This is a genomic window from Candidatus Brocadiaceae bacterium (genome assembly GCA_012728835.1).
In the GTDB taxonomy this organism is placed as follows: Bacteria; Planctomycetota; Brocadiia; order SM23-32; family SM23-32; genus JAAYEJ01.
Genome location: JAAYEJ010000012.1, coordinates 165,412 through 183,126, shown reverse-complemented (window position 1 = coordinate 183,126; position 17,715 = coordinate 165,412). Strand labels below are relative to the sequence as shown.

Here is a 17,715-nt window from a genome sequence, read left to right as displayed (position 1 = left end):
GAGAGACGAGGTTGGCCGAGAAAGACCACATCGAGGTTGCGGTGATCGAACGCACCGTCTACCTGAAACCACTCGGATTCGCCACGCAGGCGAACAGCCTGGGCATTCCCGACTTCATCGGCGCCATGTTTCGGGCCGGGTGCAACTCCGTAACGTTCGACCTGGCCTGCTGCAAGGGCATGGACAGCACGTTCCTGGGCGTCATCGCCGAGGCGGCCACGGCCCGCGTCCGGGGCCAGGGCCGGACGGTGGTCGTGCTGAACGCCGACGAGATGCTCGCCCGCCAGCTCTGCCGCATCGGCCTGCTGCCCATGGTCTCCCTCCACCAGGAACGGGTGGACCTGCCCGAGGGCGCCGAACTGCGCCAGATCGACTTCCTGCACTTCCCGAAGACGGAGTACGAGAGGCTGCAGAAGGTCAGGGAACTGCATGAACGCCTGTCGGAGTTGAACGAGCACAACCGCCTGCTGTTCGGACCGTTCCTGCGAATGCTGGAAGAGGAGCTGGCCGCCGGGGCCGACAACGCAAGAACCCCCCAGGAGTAGAGCCCGCCGGGAGGACGACGTGAAGTTCGCCATCTGCAACGAGATGTTCAAGGACCTGTCCTTCGCCGAGGTCTGCCGGTTCGCAGCCGACGTGGGCTATGAAGGGGTGGAGATCGCGCCGTTCACCGTGGCCGATTCCATCGAAGACGTCGACGCCGGACGGCGAGAGGAACTGCGGCGGGCGGCCGCAGACGCGGGCGTGGAGATCGTGGGCCTGCACTGGCTCCTGGCCAGCCCCAAGGGCCTGCACCTGAACAGCCACGACCGCGCCGTGCGGGGCCGGACGGTCCGGTATCTGGATGCCCTGATCGCATTCTGCGGCGACATCGGGGGACGCACGCTCGTGTTCGGATCGCCCCGCCAGCGCAACGTCCTGCCGGGCCAGACCTACCGCGAGGTGTGGGACAACGCCGTCCGCGTCTTCGGAGAACTGGCCCCCCGCGCGGTCGAATGCGGCGTCTGCCTGTGCATCGAGGCCCTCGGCCCGGTCGAGACGAACTTCATCAACACCGCCGCCGAGGCGCGGCGACTCGTGGACGCCGTCGACCATCCGGGCTTCCGCATGATGCTCGACGTGAAGGGCATGAGCGACGACGACGAACCGATCCCCGACATCATCCGCCGCCACGCCGACCGCATGGAACACTTCCATGCGAACGATGCGAGCACCATGGCGCCGGGGTTCGGCAAGACGGACTTCGCCTCGATCGGGGCCGCGCTGCGGGAGGTCGCCTATGACGGATGGGTCTCGGTGGAGCCGATCGACTTCTCGCCCGACCCGAACACCATCGCCCGCGAGAGCCTGCGGTATCTGAACGAGCACCTTCTGCCGAAGGGCTGAGATGGCCACTGCATGCCCTGCACGGTCGTGCCGGCAACGACACCGGGCGGGACGCCCGGCGCTGCCCGGGGAGGGCGGGACGGGAGGCAGTGGAGGACTTGTGTCAGACCAGCCGACCCGGCCCGGAGACTGAGGATGGAGCCGCCATGCAGGAACTGAAGATCGCCCTCGAAGGCACGCCGCGCAATGTCCGCTTCTGCCCGGTGACCGCCGCCGTCAACCGCTCGCTCCGCGAACTCGAAGGCTGCGTGTTGATCGACGCAGCGCGCGGCGCCCCCGTTCCCTATCAGGCCGAGTCCACGCCCGGCGGCACCCGCATCCACTGGATCGTGGACTCCCTGGCGCCCGGCCAGCACGCGGAGTACGCCCTGGAGCCCGGCGACGCCCGACCTGCGGGCCCCGGCGTGAAGGTCAAGCCCGATGGCGACGACGCCCTGCGCATCGAGATCGGCGGCAAGTTGTTCACCCGCTACCTCTACGGCGGCGACGCCGCGCACCCCTGCCTCTATCCGCTCCGCGGGCCGTTCGGCGCGGGCGTCACGCGCGCCTACCCCCAGGAGGCCCTGCCGGACGACTCCACCGACCACATCCACCATCGCTCGCTCTGGGTCGCCTGGGGCGACGTGAACGGGTCCGACAACTGGAGCGAGCAAGAGGGGCACGGACGCGTCGTGCACCGCTACTTCGACGCCGTCGAGAGCGGCCCCGTCTTCGGCCGCGTCGTCGCCCTGAGCGACTGGCAGGACGCCCACGGAACGCCGCTCATGCAGGACCGCGTCGAGTTCCGCTTCTACAACGTGCCGCCCAGCTTCCGCCTGCTGGACGTGGACGTGACGCTCTATGCCGGCGACGACGACGTGCGCCTGGGCGACACCAAGGAGGGCGGCGTCCTCTCCGTGCGCGTCGCGCAGTCCATGGAGGGCCGCCGCGGCGGCCGCATCCGGAACGCTCACGGCGCCGTCACAGAGGCCGAGACCTGGGGCAAGCGCGCCGCCTGGTGCGACTACTCCGGCGTCGTGGACGGCCACACCGTCGGCATCGCCCTGTTCGACCACCCGTCGAACTTCCGCCACCCGACCTACTGGCACGTGCGCGACTACGGACTGATGACGTCCAATCCGTTCGGCCTGTCCTTCTTCGAGGGCCAGGGCCATGACGGCACGCACGTGATCCCCGCCGGCGCGAACCTGACGTTCCGCCATCGGATACTGATCCACGCCGGCGACGCCGCGACCGGCGACGTGCGCGATCAGTACCTGAACTGGGCGTTCGCGCCGGCCCCGACCATCGTCGAATAGGAGACGCGCAGCCATGAGCGCCCCAGGGCTGTGGAAGCTGGCCCCCGCCGTCGTGACGAAGCCCTGGGGGCTCGTGCATCAGGAGGCGCTGTCCGCCACGGGCATCGAGGTGGGGCTGGGCGAGTTCTGGCTCGCCTCGGCCCAGACCGGGGTGGGCAACTACAGCAATGCCGTCGTCGACCCGCCCCTGCGGCGCACCCTGGCCGAACTGCTCTCGAAGGCCGCCGCGCGCGGAGACGCCGCCCTGGAGGCCCTGATCGGCCGGCGGGCGGCGGCCCATCTGCGCGAGACGCCCCACCGGGGCAAGACCGAGGCCTGGTGCGTGCGCGCGGTCCGGGGACGAACGGGCGTGGCCGCCGGACCGGCCACCGCGCAGGACGCCGAGCGACTGCGGGACCTGATTCTCACGGAGGGACTGCCCCCGGACGTGACGGCCTGGTCTGAGGAGGTGCAGCGCCTGTTCGGCCTCATCGAACCGCTGCAGGGCGGCGAGGTCTTCCTGGCGCCCGCCGGCGCGCTCCACACGATGTTCGCTGTGGGACCCGACAGCCGCCTCGTCATCGACGAGATCCAGCAGGGCTACGGTGAGGCGCGGTTGCCGACGCTGAGCAAGATACTGTGCGTGCAGAATGACCTGCTCAGCGTGCAGGTGCATCCGGACGACCGCACCGTCGCCGACGCCGCGGCCGGGCGCACGGCCGTCGCGCAGGACCTCCAGGCGAACCCGACGGTGCGCGTCTACGACTTCGGCCGGCGGCCCGGAGAGGACCCCGAACTGGGCTTCCGCCTGGTCGAGCCCGACGCCGGCCTCCGGGCCGTGCCGCCGGTGACCGTCCGGCCGGCCGACGGCCTGCGCATCGAGGCCCTCGTGGCCGACCCGCATTTCGCCCGCAGCCGGGTCTTCCTGGACGCCGCCGGCCGCACGACGGCGACGCCCCTCTGCGCCGGCTACCACGTGCTGCACTGCCTCGAGGGCAAGGGACGACTGACCGCCGCCGAACGGACCATGCCGGTCCGGCGCGGGGAGACGGTGTTCGTGCCCGCATGCCTCGAGGCCGAACTGCGGATCGAGGCGGACGCGGACTGCGCCTTCTTCGACGATTCGTTCGCCCCGGTCGAGTCCCTGGTGGACCTTCTGACGCGCAACGGGGCCGCAGCCGACCAGGTGGAGCGCCTTCTGGCGCCGCCGCGGGCGGTCATCCGGGCCGAATGACCGGGCAAGGACACGTCCCATGAACATCACGGACATCCGGCTCTACGCGCTCCTGACCGAACGGTTCTGCCGGCTGCACTGGCAGAGAACGGCCGAGGCGCTGCTGGCCGGAGGCGTCGACGCCGTCCAGTTGCGCGAGAAGGACCTGTCCGACCGCGAACTGCTGGTCCGCTCGTGCACCTTGCGGAAGCAGACCGAAGCGGCCGGCGCCCTGCTGATCGTCAACGACCGCCCCGACGTCGCCGTGCTGGCGGGCGCGGACGGAGTCCACCTCGGACAGGACGATCTCCCGCCCGCCGAGGCGCGCCGCATCGTCGGGCCGGATCTGCTCATCGGCTGGTCGACGCATTCGGCCCGGCAGGCCGCGCAGGCCCGGGACCTTCCGCTCGACTATATCGGCGTCGGCCCCTTCGCGCCGACCGCCACGAAGGGCTACGAGGTCGGCTTCGGGGCCGATCTGGTGCGGGCGGAGCGGGCCGCCACGCCCCTGCCCATGGTGGCGATCGGGGGCATCACGGCCGACAACGCCGCCGATGCCATCGAGGCGGGCGCGACGGCCGTGGCCGTGTGCGCCGCCCTGTGCGACACCGACGATCCGGAGGCGGCGGCGCGCCGGCTGCGCGCGGCCGTGGTCGCCGCCACAGAACGCCGCGAAGGCAGGCAGCCATGAACGAGATGCCCGACATCCTGGCCCGCATCTGCCGGGCGAAGCGAGACGAGATCGACGCGCTGGCCCGCGTCGGCCGGTCGGCGCTGCTGGCCCGGGCGGCCCGGCAGCCCGCCCCGCGCGCATTCCGGAAGGCGCTGTGCGACGCGCCCGGCACCGCGCTGATCGCGGAGGTGAAGAAGGCGTCGCCGTCGGTGGGCGTCATCCGGGCCGACTTCGACCCGGCGCGCATGGCCCGCGACTACGAGCGCGGGGGCGCGGCCGCGCTGAGCGTGCTGACGGACCGGCCGTTCTTCCAGGGAAGCCCCGACTTCGTCGAGCACGTCCGGCAGGCGACCGCCCTGCCCGTGCTCCGCAAGGACTTCCTCCTGGACCCCCTGCAGGTCATCGAAGCGCGCGGCCTGGGCGCCGACGCGTGCCTTCTGATCGTCGCCGCGCTCGAGGCCGCCGCGCTGCGCGACCTGATGGCTCTGGCCCGCGACCTGCACATGGATGCGCTGGTCGAGGCCCACGACGGGCACGAGCTGGACGTCGCGCTGGACGCGGGCGCCGACCTGGTGGGCGTCAACAACCGCAACCTGCGCACCTTCGAGGTGACTCTGGAGACGGCGGAGCGCCTGGCGGGCCGCGTGCCCGACGGCGTGGTGCTGGTCGCGGAGAGCGGCATCCGAACCCCGGCCGACGTCGAGCGGCTGAGGGCCTGCGGGGTCAAGGCGATCCTGGTCGGCGAGACGCTGATGCGGGCGGCGGATCCGGGGGCGGCCGCCCGTGCCCTCATGGGCGGCCCGGCATAGCGCGCAGCGCCTCCACGATCCGCCGGTTGGCCGACGGCATCGGGTAGGCGTCGAGTTCCTGCACGGGCACCCACTGATGCGTCGCGTCCAGCGGCAACGCGTCGGGCGGTTCGCACAGGAAGGCGTGCAGGCGCACCTCGAACACGGTGTAGCAGTGCGTCAGCTCGACGAGCTTCGGCCCGACGCGGCAGGCCACGGCCAGTTCCTCACGGCACTCGCGTTCGAGCGCGCGCGCGGGGGTCTCGCCGCCGGCCGCCTTGCCCCCGGGGAACTCCCACATGCGCGCAAACAGCCCCGTGCGCGGGCGCTGCTGCAAGTAGACCTTGCCGCCGCGGGCGAAGACGGCCACCGCCGCGCGCACCTTCTGGAGCTTGCGGCGCCCGGGCGGCGGGATGTCGTACTGGCGTCCCCGGACGAAGGCTCCGCACCGTTCCCGCAGGAAGCACTCCCCGCACCGCGGCGACCGCGGCCGGCAGATCAGGCTGCCGAAATCCATCAGGGCCTGGTTGTACTGCGCGGAGCGGCCCGCCGGCAGGGCCGCCTGGGCCCGGCGCATCGCCTCGCGACGGACCTGCGCGTCGCCCGGACGCCCCGGCAGGCAGCACAGCCGCATGAACACACGGATGAGGTTCGTGTCCAGGGCCACCTCGTCGCGCCCGAACGCCAGGCTCAGCACGGCGGAGGCGACGTACGGCCCGATACCCGGCAGCGCAAGCAGTTCCGCCCGCGTCGACGGCACGAGGCCGCCGTGGTCGCGCACCATGCGGCGGGCGGCCCGGTGGGCGTGGATCGCGCGGCGGTAGTAGCCCAACCCCTCCCAGGCGGCGAGCACCTCGCGCTCGTCGGACTCGGCCAGTGAGCGCACGTCGGGAAAGCGCTTCATCCAGTCCGCATAGCGCGCCGCCACCGTGCCGACGACCGTCTGCTGCAGCATGATCTCGCTGATCCAGACGGAGTACGGCGTCGGGTCCCGCCGCCAGGGCAGGTCGCGGGCGTTGCCCCCGTACCACTTCACCAGGCGCCGGCCCAGCCGGCGCGCCGCCTTCTCGTCCATGCCGTCCCGCATGCGTCGGCCCCGTCACGTGTTCCTGAAGGCGCGGGCGGTCAGAAGTCCGGCGAGTTCTGCAGGTGCATCCGGACGTCCAGTATCTCCTCGGGCGTCAGCCCCCGCCGGCGGACGTGCAGCACCTCCAGGGCCGTCATGCTGTAGAGAAGGGGGTAGCGCTCGCGGCGGTTCAGGAGGACCTCCCGCAGGAAGCCGCTGAGCACTTCCCAGTGCTTCTCGAAGCCGATGCGGATGGGAACGGGGCTGCTCGGCCAGTCGTGGCCTTCCAGGCTGAAGACCGCCTCCGGCTGGTGGAAGTACCAGTGCTCCAGTGAGTCCACGAAGGCATCGATGACCTCCCGGGCCGGCTCGCCCTCGTATCCGTAGCCCAGGTCGCCGGTGACGATGAGGCTCCGGACGGCGCCCGGCGTGGCGGGGTGGTACGGCGGAGCGTAGCGGTCGGGATGGACCTTCTCCACCTCATCCCGCCAGTTGTAGTCGATGTCCCTGGCCCAGTAGACCTCGCGACTGACCTGGCGAAGCGTCTCACGGTGGATGCGCGGGTCGCCGGGCCGTTCGAAGCCGCCTCCCCCGCTCTTCCAGTGATAGAGCCGGTCGCAGCCCATGATGTTGCCGTGCAACCAGTTGGCGCCGCCGCCGCAGTCCAGCCGCACCTCGTCGGCGGTGCGCGCCCAGAGCGCCTGCCCGTCGGGGTTGTGGTGCAGCGAGTGGTTCTCAAACTCGCAGCCGCGGTCGAAACACCGCTGGAGGAGCATGGTGCAGTATTCGAAGTCATGGCGCGAGAGGCAGGCCACGTACATGCGCGGCGCCCATCGGACGTCCCGGGCGGCCAGTTCCTCGATCAGCCCGACGAAGCGCTCCATGGACTCGATCGTCGTGCAGTCATCGAAGGAAACATGCAGGAAACGGGGCTGCCCGTACGTGTCGGCCGGCGCAGGCGGCACGGGCGGGAGCGGCCGATCGACGGCCGCCGCCGGTGCGTCGAGCGTGCGCAGGGCGGACTGCATGGCCAGGGCGGTCGCGCGATCCGCCTCGGCGGCCAGCGCGGCCGCCAGCGGCGGCACCGCGTCTGCGACCCCGAGCCTGCCGAGCAACCGGGCCGCAAGGCGCCGCACGCCGGCATCCCCATGGCCGAGCGCCTCAAGAAGCTCGCCGCGACCGAACGGGTCGTCCAGAGCCGCCAGGGCGTAGGCCAGGTACAGCCGCCGGTGGAACACGTCCGCAGGTTCCTTGAGCCGGCCGTAAACCGCCTTCAGCTCGTTCAGCACGCGCACGTCCCCCAGTGCGGCCACCACCTCGGCCGCCCGCCGGAAGACGCCGTCATTGACGGAGTCGCCCCCCCTGTCCGCAGCGGGCTCGCGTTCCGGCGCGGTCAGGTAGTGCCGCGTCAGAAGGACGGCCCCGTCGTCCGGCCGGAGCTTCCCGATGATCTCCGTGATGAGCCGCTGGTGCTCGCGCCAGTTGCCTTCGTCCTCAATCACCTCGCGGACGAGGGGCAGGACGGAGGCGTCGCCGTGCTCCAGGAGCACATGCAGCGCCTCCATGCGGATGAAGCCGCCGGGCAGGCGGATCTTGTCCCGGGCCAGTTGGACGATCCGTTCCCGGCGGGCGGGGTCTCCCATGATGCGCAGGGCTCGGATGGCAAAAAGCCCCGGGCTGTCCTCGCCGAACACCTCGCACTCGCCGGCGATGCGCAGCAGTTCGTCGGTCGCCTGCCGGAGGTCCATCAGGACGGCATACTGGGCGGCCATCTGAACGACCGGCCTCGGGTACTGCCCGGCCAGGACGGACAGGACGGTCGGCACGCCGGCCTCGCTCCCGAGCCGGTGGAGGGCCAGGGCGGCGGCCAGGCGGTTGAAGTACTCCTCGTCCCGCAGCGACGATTCAGGGCCGATCCTCTTCCACCACCACAGCCCGGGGCCGCTGCCGGGCGGCGCCGGTGGGGGGGGCACGAAGTTCAGCGCCTTCTCCAGGGCGGGGACGGCCCGCCGGTCACCCAGCTTCGACAGCACGGCAATGGCGCCCCGGCGAACCCAGGACGACTCGTCCTCCATCGCCGCCAGCGCGGCGTCGAGGGCCGACTCGTCGTGCGTGAACACAAGCTGGGCGATGGCGGCCCTGCGCACGTCGAGGTCATCGCTCTTCAGGGCCTCGCAGAAGACGGCCACGTGCTCCGGCCGATTCTCCAGCCCGAGACGGTACAGCAGGGCGACCTCGGGGCCCCGGTCCTCGAACGTGAACCCCCGGTTCGGATGGTTGGCCGCCGCAACCGCCTCCCGGGCGCCAAAGAACAGGGCGACGGCGAACACGAAGACCAGGCAGGCGACCGGAACGGTTATCATTCGCAACCTCCCCCCCGAGAAGGCCGGAGACGGACGCAGACGGCACGCGGCCCGCGATGCTATCACGACGCGGGGTGCCGGGCAACCTCAGGCGACGCCGGGGGGCAGGGGTGGTATACTGCCGTGCAACTCCATCAAGGGGCAGAGCATGAGCATCCTGGTGACGGGCGGCGCCGGCTTCATCGGCAGCTATGTGGTCGAGGAGCTGGCGGCGCGCGACGAGCATGTGATCTGTCTGGACAACTTCGACGCGTTCTACCCCCCGGAGGCGAAGCGCCGGAACATCGGGCAGGCGCTCGAGAGCGGGCTGGTGGAGCTTGTGGAAGGCGACATCCGGGACGCCTCCCTGTGCCGGTCGCTGCTGGCCCGGCCGGGCGTGACGGCCGTGATCCACCTGGCGGCCAGGGCCGGTGTGCGCCCGTCCATCGAGCAGCCGGCCCTCTACGAGGAGGTCAACTGCCGGGGGACGGTGAACCTGCTGGAGGCCGCGCGGCAGGCGGACGACCTGGAGGTCTTCCTGTTCGCCTCCAGTTCGTCGGTCTACGGCGTCAGCGAAAGGGTCCCGTTCCGCGAGGACGATCCGGTGCCCTGCCCCATCTCGCCGTATGCGGCCACCAAGCGCGCCGGGGAGCTTCTCTGCCACGTCTACCACCACCTGTACGGACTGCACGTCGCGTGCCTGCGCTTCTTCACCGTCTGCGGGCCGCGCCAGCGCCCGGACCTGGCCGTCCACAAGTTCACCCGGCTGATCGCGGCAGGCGAACCGATCCCCGTCTTCGGCGACGGCACGAGCCGGCGCGACTACACCCACGTGGGCAACGTCGTGGACGGGATCCTGGCCGCCCTGGAGGCGGCGCCGGCGTTCGAGATCATCAACCTGGGCAATTCCGAACCGCTGGAACTGCGCGCGCTGATCCGGCTCATCGAGGAGGCGCTGGGCCGGGAGGCCCGCATCGAGCGGCTGCCCGAGCAGCCGGGCGATGTCCCGGTCACGTATGCCGACGTGTCCAAGGCGCGCCGGCTGCTCGGCTACGACCCGCACCGCCCGATTGGACAGGCCGTGGCGGAGTTTGTAGAATGGTTCCTGCGCGACGGCGTACGGGGTCCGTGACGCCGCTCCCGCCGCGCATCCTCGCTCTCCCCGGATGTCCTGCAATGTCAGAACCCGAACGAACCGTTCCTTCCTGCGGCGACGTGCCGGCGGCGGTCGAGGCATTCCGCCGGGGCGAGTTTGTGATCGTCGTGGACGACGCCGACCGCGAGAACGAAGGCGACGTCTGCCTTGCCGCCGAGCACGTGACGCCGGACTCGATCGCCTTCCTGCTCAACCACGTGCGGGGGTTCCTCTGTCTGGCCATCGGGGCGGAACTGGCCGAGAGGCTCGAGTTGCCTCCGATGGTGGAGGACAACCGAAGCGCCTTCGGCACGCCGTTCACGGTCACGGTCGATGCGCGCGACGGCGTCACGACCGGCGTGAGCGCCCGCGACCGGGCCCATACGATCCGCACGATGCTCTCGGAGGACGCCGGGCCGGACGACCTGGTGCGGCCGGGCCACGTGCTGCCCCTCCTGGCGCGTCCGGGAGGGGTGCTCGTGCGCGCCGGGCACACGGAGGCCGCCGTCGATCTGGCCCGCATGGCGGGGCTCAAGCCCGCCGCGATCGTCTGCGAGGCCATGAACCCGGACGGCACGATGGCCAAGCTGCCGGAGCTGCAGGCGCTGGCACGCAAGTTCGACATGCGGATCTGCACCATCGCGGACCTGATCCGGCACCGGCACCAGTCGGAGTACCTCGTCCGGCGGAGTGTCTGCGTGGATCTGCCGACCCGTTACGGACGGTTCAAGGCGCACTTCTACCGCTCCATGGTCGACGAGAAGCAGCACGTCGCCGTCTGCTCCGGGCCGGTGGGCGCCTCCGGCGATGCCCCGGCCCCTCCCATCGACGCCCCGGTGCTGGTGCGCGTGCACGACGAATGCTTCACGGGCGACACGCTGCACTCACTGCGCTGCGACTGCGGCGAGCAGTTGGAGCGCGCCCTGCAGATGATCGGCGACGCCGACTGCGGCGTGCTGCTCTACATGCGCCAGGAAGGGCGGGGAATCGGCCTGGAGAACAAGCTCCACGCCTACGCGCTCCAGGAGAACGGCCTGGACACGGTGGAGGCGAACATCGAGCTGGGGTTCCCGGCCGACAAGCGGGAGTACGGCGTGGGCGCGCAGATCCTGCGACACCTCGGGGTGCGCAAGATGCGGCTCATCTCGAACAACCCCCGGAAGTTCCACGCCCTGAGCGGCTACGGACTGGAGATCGTCGAACGCGTGCCCATCCAGGTGCCCCCCCGGGCGGAGAACCTGCGCTACCTGCGCACGAAGCAGGAGAAGATGGGGCACATGCTCGACCTGCAGTTCCCGGAGGAGCCTCCCCGGCCGGACGCCGCCGGCGGCCCCTCGCCCGACAACAAGGAGTGAAGGCTGATGACCGCTGAACAGCCGAGCACCACCCCTCAGCCGCCGAGCACAGTGCGGATCTGGAGCAGACGCCTGCGGCTGACCACGCTGTTGGTCGTCGTCGTGCTGGTGCTGATCGTGATGTTCCAGAACGGCGCGCGGCAGGACTACCATGTGCTCTTCTGGAGCACACGCGTCTCGCCCCTGCTGATGCTCCTGGTCGTCTTCCTGTGCGGGGCGGCCGCCGGGGCCCTGGCCGTGACCCTGCGTCGACGTCGGTGACGGACCTGTCGCCGCGCCCGAACTGAGGACCGACCGACGGCCTGGGTCACTCCCGGCCGGCGATATCCTCCACCACCCACACGGTTTCCTGCAGGACTCCGTCCTCCCCGAAGATCGGCACGCCGCGACAGGTCAGGCGTCGCGGCTCCGCCTTGTCGGCGCCCTGCACCTCCAGGTCGCACCGGACCGCCTCGCGCTGCGAGAGCACGCGGCTGACGCCCGCGCGCGCGTCGCCGCGACGGAAGGCCGCCAGGTCGCGCAGCGCACGCGGCCGCTCCTCCCCCTCGGCGCCCAGCAGCCCGCGCACACAGCCGTTCAGGGCGGTGATGTTGCCCTGGGCGTCGGTCACGATCAGGCCGATCGGCGCGTAGTCGAAGGCCGCTCGGGCCGGCGCGCACTCACGCCGCATGGCGGCCAGGTCCTGCTCCAGCCGGATGGAGGCCAGGGCATAGGCAAGGTGATCGGCCACCTCCTGGAGGACGCCCACCTCCTCGATGCCGAAGGCCTCGGGCTGTTCGGCATAGACGCTGAGCGCGCCGAGGACGTCGCCCTTGAACCGCAACGGGATGGCGGCACAGGAACGGTAGCCGCGCTTGAGCGCCTCCTCGCGCCAGGGTCGGAACTCCGGGGCCGTCTCGATGTCGCGCATGACCGTCGGCCCCCCCGTCTTGATGGCGCGCCCCACGGGGCCCTCGCCCGTGGGCGAGTCGTCCCAGGTGATGACGATCCGGTCCAGGTAGCCGTTCTCGAACCCGGCCTGGGCGACGGGGTGGACGCGCAGGTCCCCCGCGCGGACCAGCCCGATCCACGCCATGCGGTACCCGCGGGAGGCCGTGAGCAGATGGCACGCCTTCTGGGCCAGGGACTCGCCCTCGCGCTCCGCAACGATCAGGCTGTTCATGGCCCGGATGGACCGCAGCAGGCGGGTGAGGTGCCGAAGGTGCTGCCCGGGAGACCCCCGCATGCCATCCGGAGCATCCCAGGCCGACTCCTCCGGCTCGCGGTTCAACAGGAGCAGCACGCAGGCCATCAGCAGCACGCCGAACGCCAGGATCGCGATCGCCCAGACGAGCGTCGCCGACATCCCCTCCACCACCGACGGCAGAGACCCCGACGCCGCCGCCCCAACGGATGCCGCCGGAATCGAGCTGGGCCACAGGAGCATTCCAGTCATAGCGGGGGCTCGCCCATTCCGGTCGATCACAAGAGGACCTGCGCTCACAGTCCCATGCACGGACTCCATTGTAGTTTCGCTGTCACGCCCCGCCCGGTCAAGTGAAACGCCCGACCGGCCGGCACCGGCTTCCCGTTGTCGGACCCGAGGCGTTCTGCTATCCTCAGCTGGAAGACGTCATCGCGTCGCACATGCGCCGGAGGACTCGTCTTGACCGAAACGCTGCTGGAGGTGCGGGACCTCCGCCTGGCCCTGGACGGGCAGACGATCCTGCAGGGCCTGAATCTGACCGTCCTGCGCGGGGAGGTCCATGCGCTGGTCGGGCCGAACGGCGCGGGCAAATCCTCGCTGGCCTACGCCCTGATGGGGCTGTCCGGCTATGAGCCCGAAGGCGGCACGATCCGCTTCGCGGGGCAGTCGCTGGCCGGCCTCTCCGTGCACGAGCGGGCGCGTCTGGGCCTGAGCCTGGCCTGGCAGGAGCCGGCGCGCTTCGAGGGGCTGTCCGTCCGCGACTTCCTGAGCGCGGGCGCCGCCGAACCGGGCGAGGACATCCTGCGCGGCGCTCTGGCCGAGGTGGCCCTGGACCCGGACCTCTACCTGGGCCGACTGGTCGACAAGGGGCTCAGCGGCGGCGAGCGCAAGCGCATCGAACTGGCCTCCATCCTGGTGATGAAACCCCGGATGATCGTGGCTGACGAGCCGGATTCGGGGATCGACGTCGATGCCCTGAGCCGGATGTTCGACATGTTCGCCGCCTTGCGGGCCCAGCGGACGACCGTCCTGCTGGTCACCCACAGCGCGGAGGTGATGAAACACGCCGACCGGGCCACCCTGGTCTGCTGCGGGCAGACGGTGGAGGAGGGACCCGCCGGGCGCATCCGCCGCTACTTCACCGATCGGTGCGTCCCCTGCCCACACCACGACCCCCGCAGACGGGAGGATGCCTGATGGTCGGCGATTTCGAGCAGATGCTGGCCGTCTACGGCCACGTGGGGGAGGATCCGTCGGTCTTCGCAGACTCCCAGGCCGCACACCTGGTGATCCACGAGAACAGGGTCATCGGCGCCCACCTGGTGCCCGGGCTCGTCGTCGAGCCGGACGAGATGGCCGACGGCGTGCGCGTGCGCGTGTGCGTGCGCGAAGGAGCGCAGTTGCGCAACCCCGTCCATCTCTGCTTCGGCGTGCTGCCCGAGGCCGGCCTGCAGCGGATCCTGCTGGACGTGACGGCCGAACCGCGCAGCCGGGTGACCCTGCAGGCCCACTGCGTCTTCCCGAACGCCCTGGACGTCACCCACGAGATGGAGGCCGACATCCGCATCGCGGAGGACGCGCGCTACACCTACTTCGAGCGGCACGTCCACGGACCGGCCGGCGGCGTCGTCGTCGTACCCCGCGCCCGCGTCACTCTCGCACCCCGCGCGTCGTTCGAGACGGAGTTCGAACTGCTGGAAGGGCGCGTCGGCCGCATGGACATCGACTACGAGGCGCGTTGCCGGGAGCACAGCTCGCTGCGGATGGTCGCCCGCATGTCCGGGAGCGACGATGACGAGATCCGCATCCGCGAGGTCGCCCACCTGCAAGGACCCGGCGCGGCCGGCGTGCTCCTGAGCCGCATTGCCGTCAAGGACGATGCCCGGGCGGACGTCTACAACGAGCTGACCGCCTCGGCCCCGCACGCCGTGGGCCACGTCGACTGCAAGGAGATCGTCATGGATCGGGCCATCGCCCGCGCCACCCCGATCGTCGACGTGCGCCATCCGCTCGCGCGCGTGACGCACGAGGCATCGATCGGCAGCGTGGATTCCCGGCAGATGGAGACCCTCATGGCCCGGGGCCTGACCGAAGAGGACGCCGTGGACATGATCGTCCGCGCCATGCTGAGCCCGGCGCGCCGGGCTCAGGAGCCGGCGTCCGAGACGCGCCGCACCTCGTAGGACCCGGCCCCGATGTGCTTCTCCGCCAGCAGCGACAGCCCCACGCCGGCGGCCAGCCCGCAGAAGCTGCCGACGATGATCGGCATGCCGTGCGCCTCCTGGTTCCCCTCCACAGCCAGCCCGATCAGCGCACCGGCAAGAAAGCCGATCGCTGGCAGGCCGAAAGCGGCCAGCGTGGCCAGGTAGGTGACGTAGACGGGGATGGAGACGGTCACCGCGTCCCCTTGCACCAGATCGGCGCGCGGCACCCGGATCCGACGCGGCTCCTGCTGCCCGGACCCGCAGCACGCACACCCGAACTTGCCCGGCTGACAGGCCTCCGAGGCCACCAGCTGCACAACCGCACGCTCCCCCTCCAGGGCCACGACCGACCCGCTGTGAACGATTCGCCTCATGTCCGAAGCCTCCGCCGTCGATCCGTCCGGAACGCCCTTGTCCGACCCTCATCGCCGCTTCGGCGGCTCGTCCTCCACGGAGACCTCGCGCATCCGCACCGCCCGCCGCCCACCATCCCCGTTCAGGGCCGCCGTGTGAGCCGTCCGGGACGGACTTGGTCGGTCCGCCGCCGTTCCACGCCCCGCCCTGAACGTCCAGCGCACGAACAGCCCGCCGGCAAGGGCGGCAACCGCCAGAAGCGGGATCATGAGCAGCGGAAGCTGCAGAGCCAGCCGCGAAAGCACCCGCTGACCCAGCAGGCCGTCCGCCAGGCAGAGGCCCAGCATCGTGCTGCATACAAAGGACGTGGTGGCGACCAGGATCCGCCACCCCAGCAGCCCGGCCGAGGGCGCGTCCCCCCGGAACTGATGGCCCGCCATCGTGCCCGCCACCGCCGCCAGCACGCCGACGGTCAACAGGAAGTCCAGGTAGTGGGGCACCGTCGTCAAAACCATGAACAGGAACACGCACAGCGCGGTCGCGCCCGCCATGCCGCCCACAATGGCCTGCGACCGCACGCCTGCCAGGTCGGCCATGGACACCACCGGGGGCTTGCGTCGCGTGGAGACCAGCAGGCGGGAATAGGCATGCCGCACCAGCGCCATCACCTCCCGGGCCGGATGCCCTTCGCCCTCGGCCGCCGCCAGACGGCGGATCCGCCGCGCGGCCGACGGCCCACGGGACAGCAGCCCGAGGGCGGACGTCCACACGTCCGCGCCGGTGAGCGGACCATCGCCCGGCTCCAGCAGGCCGCGCAGGATGCGCTCGCGCTCCTCCCCCGAGAGCGCCCCCGCCGACGCGGCCGCGGCCGCGGCCGCGCCCAGACCATCGCGCAGCAGCCGGCCGCGCTCCGGGCCGGCAAGGCCGCCGAGCAGGATCACCGACTGCACGGGCTCCGGGTCCTCGACCACACGCGCGGCGAAGTCGTCGGCCGCCTGCACGCTCTCTCGCTCGAACGCCGCCGTCAGCATCAGCACGCCGAGGAACAGCAGCCCCAGGAACCCGGCCGCCGGGGACAGCACGAGCAACGCCAGCGGAACGACGGCGGCCAGCAGCAGGCCGGCAGCCGCCCTGGCCGTCTCCTTGCGTCGCCCCGGGAGACACCGGGCGACCACTCGCGAGACGCGTTCGATCAGCCCCAGCACCGAGACCGGCACCGCCAGGGCCGTGCGCAGGTCGGCCGCGCCGCTGTAGACGCCGGCCAGGCCCTGCGCGAGCAGCGCGTCGGTCTCGGCGGCGCCCGGGGCGGCGTTTCGCAGCCAGGCACCCGGCAGGCAGATCACGGCACGCCCGCCGAAGCGGCCATAGACGAGGCACAGGGCGTCCGACCGCCGCGTCATGCGCACGCGGGGCACCGCCAGGCTCAACCGGTCGCACAACCGGCCCAGCGCCAGCGCGATCAAGTCCTCGACCGCATCGCGCTCTCCGGCCCGGTCTCGCTCTCGAATGCCGCCCGCCATCCGCACGGCCCATCCCACGGAGACCGCCAGGAAGGCCAGCATCACGGCGAGCCCGGCCACCGAACCCAACGGGATGCGGACGGCCAGGTAGAGGCAGACGCCGAAGACGGCGTACAGGATCGCCGACAGCGCCGCGAACGCCCGGGCATGCGCGCAATGGACGGTTGCAGGCAGGCACTCCGGCTCGATCCGCTCGGCCTGCGCCTCCTCCTGCAGGGGCACGGTGGCCGCGTACGCGGCCGGCACGGGCACCCGCGCGTCCGGCGGCGGGACGACGGGTGCGCCCGCGCGCCCGAACGGCCCCGCGCCCGCGTCGGCCTCGCCGAACCCCAGCGCGTCCAGATCGCGGATCAGGTCACCGTAGCTCTGATAGCGGCTCTGGGGCTCCTTCGCCATCATCCGCATGATGACGTCGCACAGGGCGGGGCTCAGGTCCGCCCGGCGCGTCTGCGGATGCGGCACGGGCTCGTTCAGATGCATGGTCATGATCTCGAACGGCGTGGGCGCCTCAAAGGGCACCACCCCGGTGACCATGTGGTAGAACGTCGCGCCGAGCGAGTAGATGTCGCTGCGGAAATCCACGTCCGCCGGCTGGCGGACCTGCTCGGGACTCATGTAGTAGGGCGTGCCGAGGACGTCCCCGTCGGCCGTGGCCGACGCCCTCGGCGTGGCGACCTCCTTGGCCAGGCCCAGGTCGGCGATGCGCACCGCGCCGTCGCGGTCGATCATTATGTTCTCGGGCTTCAGGTCCCGATGGATGATGCCCTTGGTGCTGGCGTACCGGAGGCCGTCGGCCACGGAGCGGATGATCCCCACGGCCGTCTCCGCGTCGAAGGCGCCCCTCCGGCGCATCCGGTCCTTGCAGCTCTCGCCGTCGATGAACTCGAGCACCAGGTAGTAGTCGTCGCCCCGTTCCCCGCAGTCGTAGACGCGCACGATGCTCGTGTGCGTCAGTTGGGCGGCGATGCGCGCCTCGCGCATGAAGCGCTCGGAGAACAGCCCGTCGTCCTCGGCCCGGCTGCTCTGCAGCACCTTGACGGCGACGGGGATCTGGAGCCCCTCATGCCGGGCCAGATACACGATGGACCGGGCACCTCGACCGATCTCTCGTTCGATGAGGCACTTGCCGAACCTCTGCGGCCCTGTAGCCTTGCCCATGGCGTTGAGACCCCGGCGTCCGCGCTCCCAAGGCCCGTTCCATCGCGGTGGACTCCGC

16 protein-coding genes are annotated in these 17,715 nt (G+C 71.2%); 11 read left to right on the top strand and 5 right to left on the bottom strand.

Annotated elements, in window-relative coordinates; genetic code table 11:
- Nucleotides 1-11 precede the first annotated feature (11 nt).
- The 6 genes from GXY85_02475 to trpC all read left to right on the top strand — a co-directional run bounded on the left by GXY85_02475 (nt 12) and on the right by trpC (nt 5,358).
- Nucleotides 12-545, top strand: a complete 534-nt coding sequence (locus GXY85_02475) for a hypothetical protein (GenBank protein NLW49693.1) — start codon at nt 12-14, stop codon at nt 543-545.
- 19 nt (nt 546-564) lie between these two features.
- Nucleotides 565-1,386, top strand: a complete 822-nt coding sequence (locus GXY85_02470; GenBank protein NLW49692.1) for a sugar phosphate isomerase/epimerase — start codon at nt 565-567, stop codon at nt 1,384-1,386.
- Between the two features lie 146 nt (nt 1,387-1,532).
- Nucleotides 1,533-2,684: a hypothetical protein gene (locus tag GXY85_02465; GenBank protein ID NLW49691.1), complete on the top strand. Its 1,152-nt coding sequence runs from the start codon at nt 1,533-1,535 to the stop codon at nt 2,682-2,684.
- Between the two features lie 13 nt (nt 2,685-2,697).
- Entirely contained in the window at nt 2,698-3,897 is a 1,200-nt protein-coding gene (locus GXY85_02460) for a hypothetical protein (protein ID NLW49690.1), read from the top strand.
- Nucleotides 3,898-3,916: 19 nt separating this feature from the next.
- On the top strand, nt 3,917-4,567 hold the full coding sequence (gene thiE / locus GXY85_02455) for a thiamine phosphate synthase (GenBank protein NLW49689.1): 651 nt from the start codon (nt 3,917-3,919) through the stop codon (nt 4,565-4,567).
- Nucleotides 4,568-4,572: 5 nt separating this feature from the next.
- Nucleotides 4,573-5,358 (top strand): indole-3-glycerol phosphate synthase TrpC, encoded by a 786-nt coding sequence (gene trpC / locus GXY85_02450; protein ID NLW49688.1) that lies wholly within the window; start codon nt 4,573-4,575, stop codon nt 5,356-5,358.
- Here the strand turns inward: trpC and GXY85_02445 are convergent.
- Both GXY85_02445 and GXY85_02440 read right to left on the bottom strand, forming a co-directional pair.
- Nucleotides 5,339-6,412, bottom strand: coding sequence for an A/G-specific adenine glycosylase (locus tag GXY85_02445; GenBank protein ID NLW49687.1), 1,074 nt, complete (start codon nt 6,410-6,412; stop codon nt 5,339-5,341). The genes trpC and GXY85_02445 overlap by 20 nt on opposite strands.
- 50 nt (nt 6,413-6,462) lie before the next feature.
- Nucleotides 6,463-8,766, bottom strand: a complete 2,304-nt coding sequence (locus GXY85_02440) for a hypothetical protein (GenBank protein ID NLW49686.1) — start codon at nt 8,764-8,766, stop codon at nt 6,463-6,465.
- Nucleotides 8,767-8,914: 148 nt separating this feature from the next.
- Between GXY85_02440 and GXY85_02435 the strand changes: the two genes are divergently transcribed.
- Genes GXY85_02435 through GXY85_02425 form a run of 3 tightly spaced genes read left to right on the top strand, consistent with a single transcriptional unit; the run spans nt 8,915 to nt 11,496 of the window.
- Nucleotides 8,915-9,877: an NAD-dependent epimerase/dehydratase family protein gene (locus GXY85_02435; GenBank protein ID NLW49685.1), complete on the top strand. Its 963-nt coding sequence runs from the start codon at nt 8,915-8,917 to the stop codon at nt 9,875-9,877.
- 44 nt (nt 9,878-9,921) lie between these two features.
- On the top strand, nt 9,922-11,235 hold the full coding sequence (locus GXY85_02430) for a bifunctional 3,4-dihydroxy-2-butanone-4-phosphate synthase/GTP cyclohydrolase II (protein ID NLW49684.1): 1,314 nt from the start codon (nt 9,922-9,924) through the stop codon (nt 11,233-11,235).
- A 6-nt stretch (nt 11,236-11,241) separates the two neighbouring features.
- On the top strand, nt 11,242-11,496 hold the full coding sequence (locus tag GXY85_02425; protein NLW49683.1) for a hypothetical protein: 255 nt from the start codon (nt 11,242-11,244) through the stop codon (nt 11,494-11,496).
- Between the two features lie 46 nt (nt 11,497-11,542).
- On the opposite strand, the gene GXY85_02420 is transcribed toward GXY85_02425, so the two are convergent.
- Nucleotides 11,543-12,580 (bottom strand): GAF domain-containing protein, encoded by a 1,038-nt coding sequence (locus GXY85_02420; protein NLW49682.1) that lies wholly within the window; start codon nt 12,578-12,580, stop codon nt 11,543-11,545.
- 300 nt (nt 12,581-12,880) lie between these two features.
- On the opposite strand from GXY85_02420, the gene GXY85_02415 reads away from it, so the two are divergent.
- Complete coding sequence (locus GXY85_02415) at nt 12,881-13,618, top strand: ABC transporter ATP-binding protein (GenBank protein NLW49681.1); 738 nt, start codon at nt 12,881-12,883, stop codon at nt 13,616-13,618.
- 20 nt (nt 13,619-13,638) lie between these two features.
- Entirely contained in the window at nt 13,639-14,604 is a 966-nt protein-coding gene (locus GXY85_02410; GenBank protein NLW49680.1) for a SufBD protein, read from the top strand.
- Here the strand turns inward: GXY85_02410 and GXY85_02405 are convergent.
- On the bottom strand, nt 14,568-14,999 hold the full coding sequence (locus GXY85_02405; GenBank protein ID NLW49679.1) for a SoxR reducing system RseC family protein: 432 nt from the start codon (nt 14,997-14,999) through the stop codon (nt 14,568-14,570). The genes GXY85_02410 and GXY85_02405 overlap by 37 nt on opposite strands.
- A 48-nt stretch (nt 15,000-15,047) precedes the next feature.
- Nucleotides 15,048-17,657, bottom strand: a complete 2,610-nt coding sequence (locus tag GXY85_02400) for a serine/threonine protein kinase (GenBank protein ID NLW49678.1) — start codon at nt 17,655-17,657, stop codon at nt 15,048-15,050.
- Nucleotides 17,658-17,715: the final 58 nt, after the last annotated feature.

What these genes read in the sequence shown, in the direction of transcription:
- GXY85_02430 (NLW49684.1), top strand. Translation starts at nt 9,922, where the DNA reads ATGTCAGAACCCGAACGAACCGTTCCTTCCTGCGGCGACGTGCCGGCG.
- GXY85_02445 (NLW49687.1), bottom strand. Translation starts at nt 6,412, where the DNA reads ATGGACGAGAAGGCGGCGCGCCGGCTGGGCCGGCGCCTGGTGAAGTGG.
- GXY85_02425 (NLW49683.1), top strand. Translation starts at nt 11,242, where the DNA reads ATGACCGCTGAACAGCCGAGCACCACCCCTCAGCCGCCGAGCACAGTG.
- GXY85_02440 (NLW49686.1), bottom strand. Translation starts at nt 8,766, where the DNA reads ATGATAACCGTTCCGGTCGCCTGCCTGGTCTTCGTGTTCGCCGTCGCC.
- GXY85_02460 (NLW49690.1), top strand. Translation starts at nt 2,698, where the DNA reads ATGAGCGCCCCAGGGCTGTGGAAGCTGGCCCCCGCCGTCGTGACGAAG.
- GXY85_02465 (NLW49691.1), top strand. Translation starts at nt 1,533, where the DNA reads ATGCAGGAACTGAAGATCGCCCTCGAAGGCACGCCGCGCAATGTCCGC.
- trpC (NLW49688.1), top strand. Translation starts at nt 4,573, where the DNA reads ATGCCCGACATCCTGGCCCGCATCTGCCGGGCGAAGCGAGACGAGATC.
- GXY85_02400 (NLW49678.1), bottom strand. Translation starts at nt 17,657, where the DNA reads ATGGGCAAGGCTACAGGGCCGCAGAGGTTCGGCAAGTGCCTCATCGAA.
- thiE (NLW49689.1), top strand. Translation starts at nt 3,917, where the DNA reads ATGAACATCACGGACATCCGGCTCTACGCGCTCCTGACCGAACGGTTC.
- GXY85_02405 (NLW49679.1), bottom strand. Translation starts at nt 14,999, where the DNA reads ATGAGGCGAATCGTTCACAGCGGGTCGGTCGTGGCCCTGGAGGGGGAG.
- GXY85_02420 (NLW49682.1), bottom strand. Translation starts at nt 12,580, where the DNA reads ATGTCGGCGACGCTCGTCTGGGCGATCGCGATCCTGGCGTTCGGCGTG.
- GXY85_02410 (NLW49680.1), top strand. Translation starts at nt 13,639, where the DNA reads ATGCTGGCCGTCTACGGCCACGTGGGGGAGGATCCGTCGGTCTTCGCA.
- GXY85_02435 (NLW49685.1), top strand. Translation starts at nt 8,915, where the DNA reads ATGAGCATCCTGGTGACGGGCGGCGCCGGCTTCATCGGCAGCTATGTG.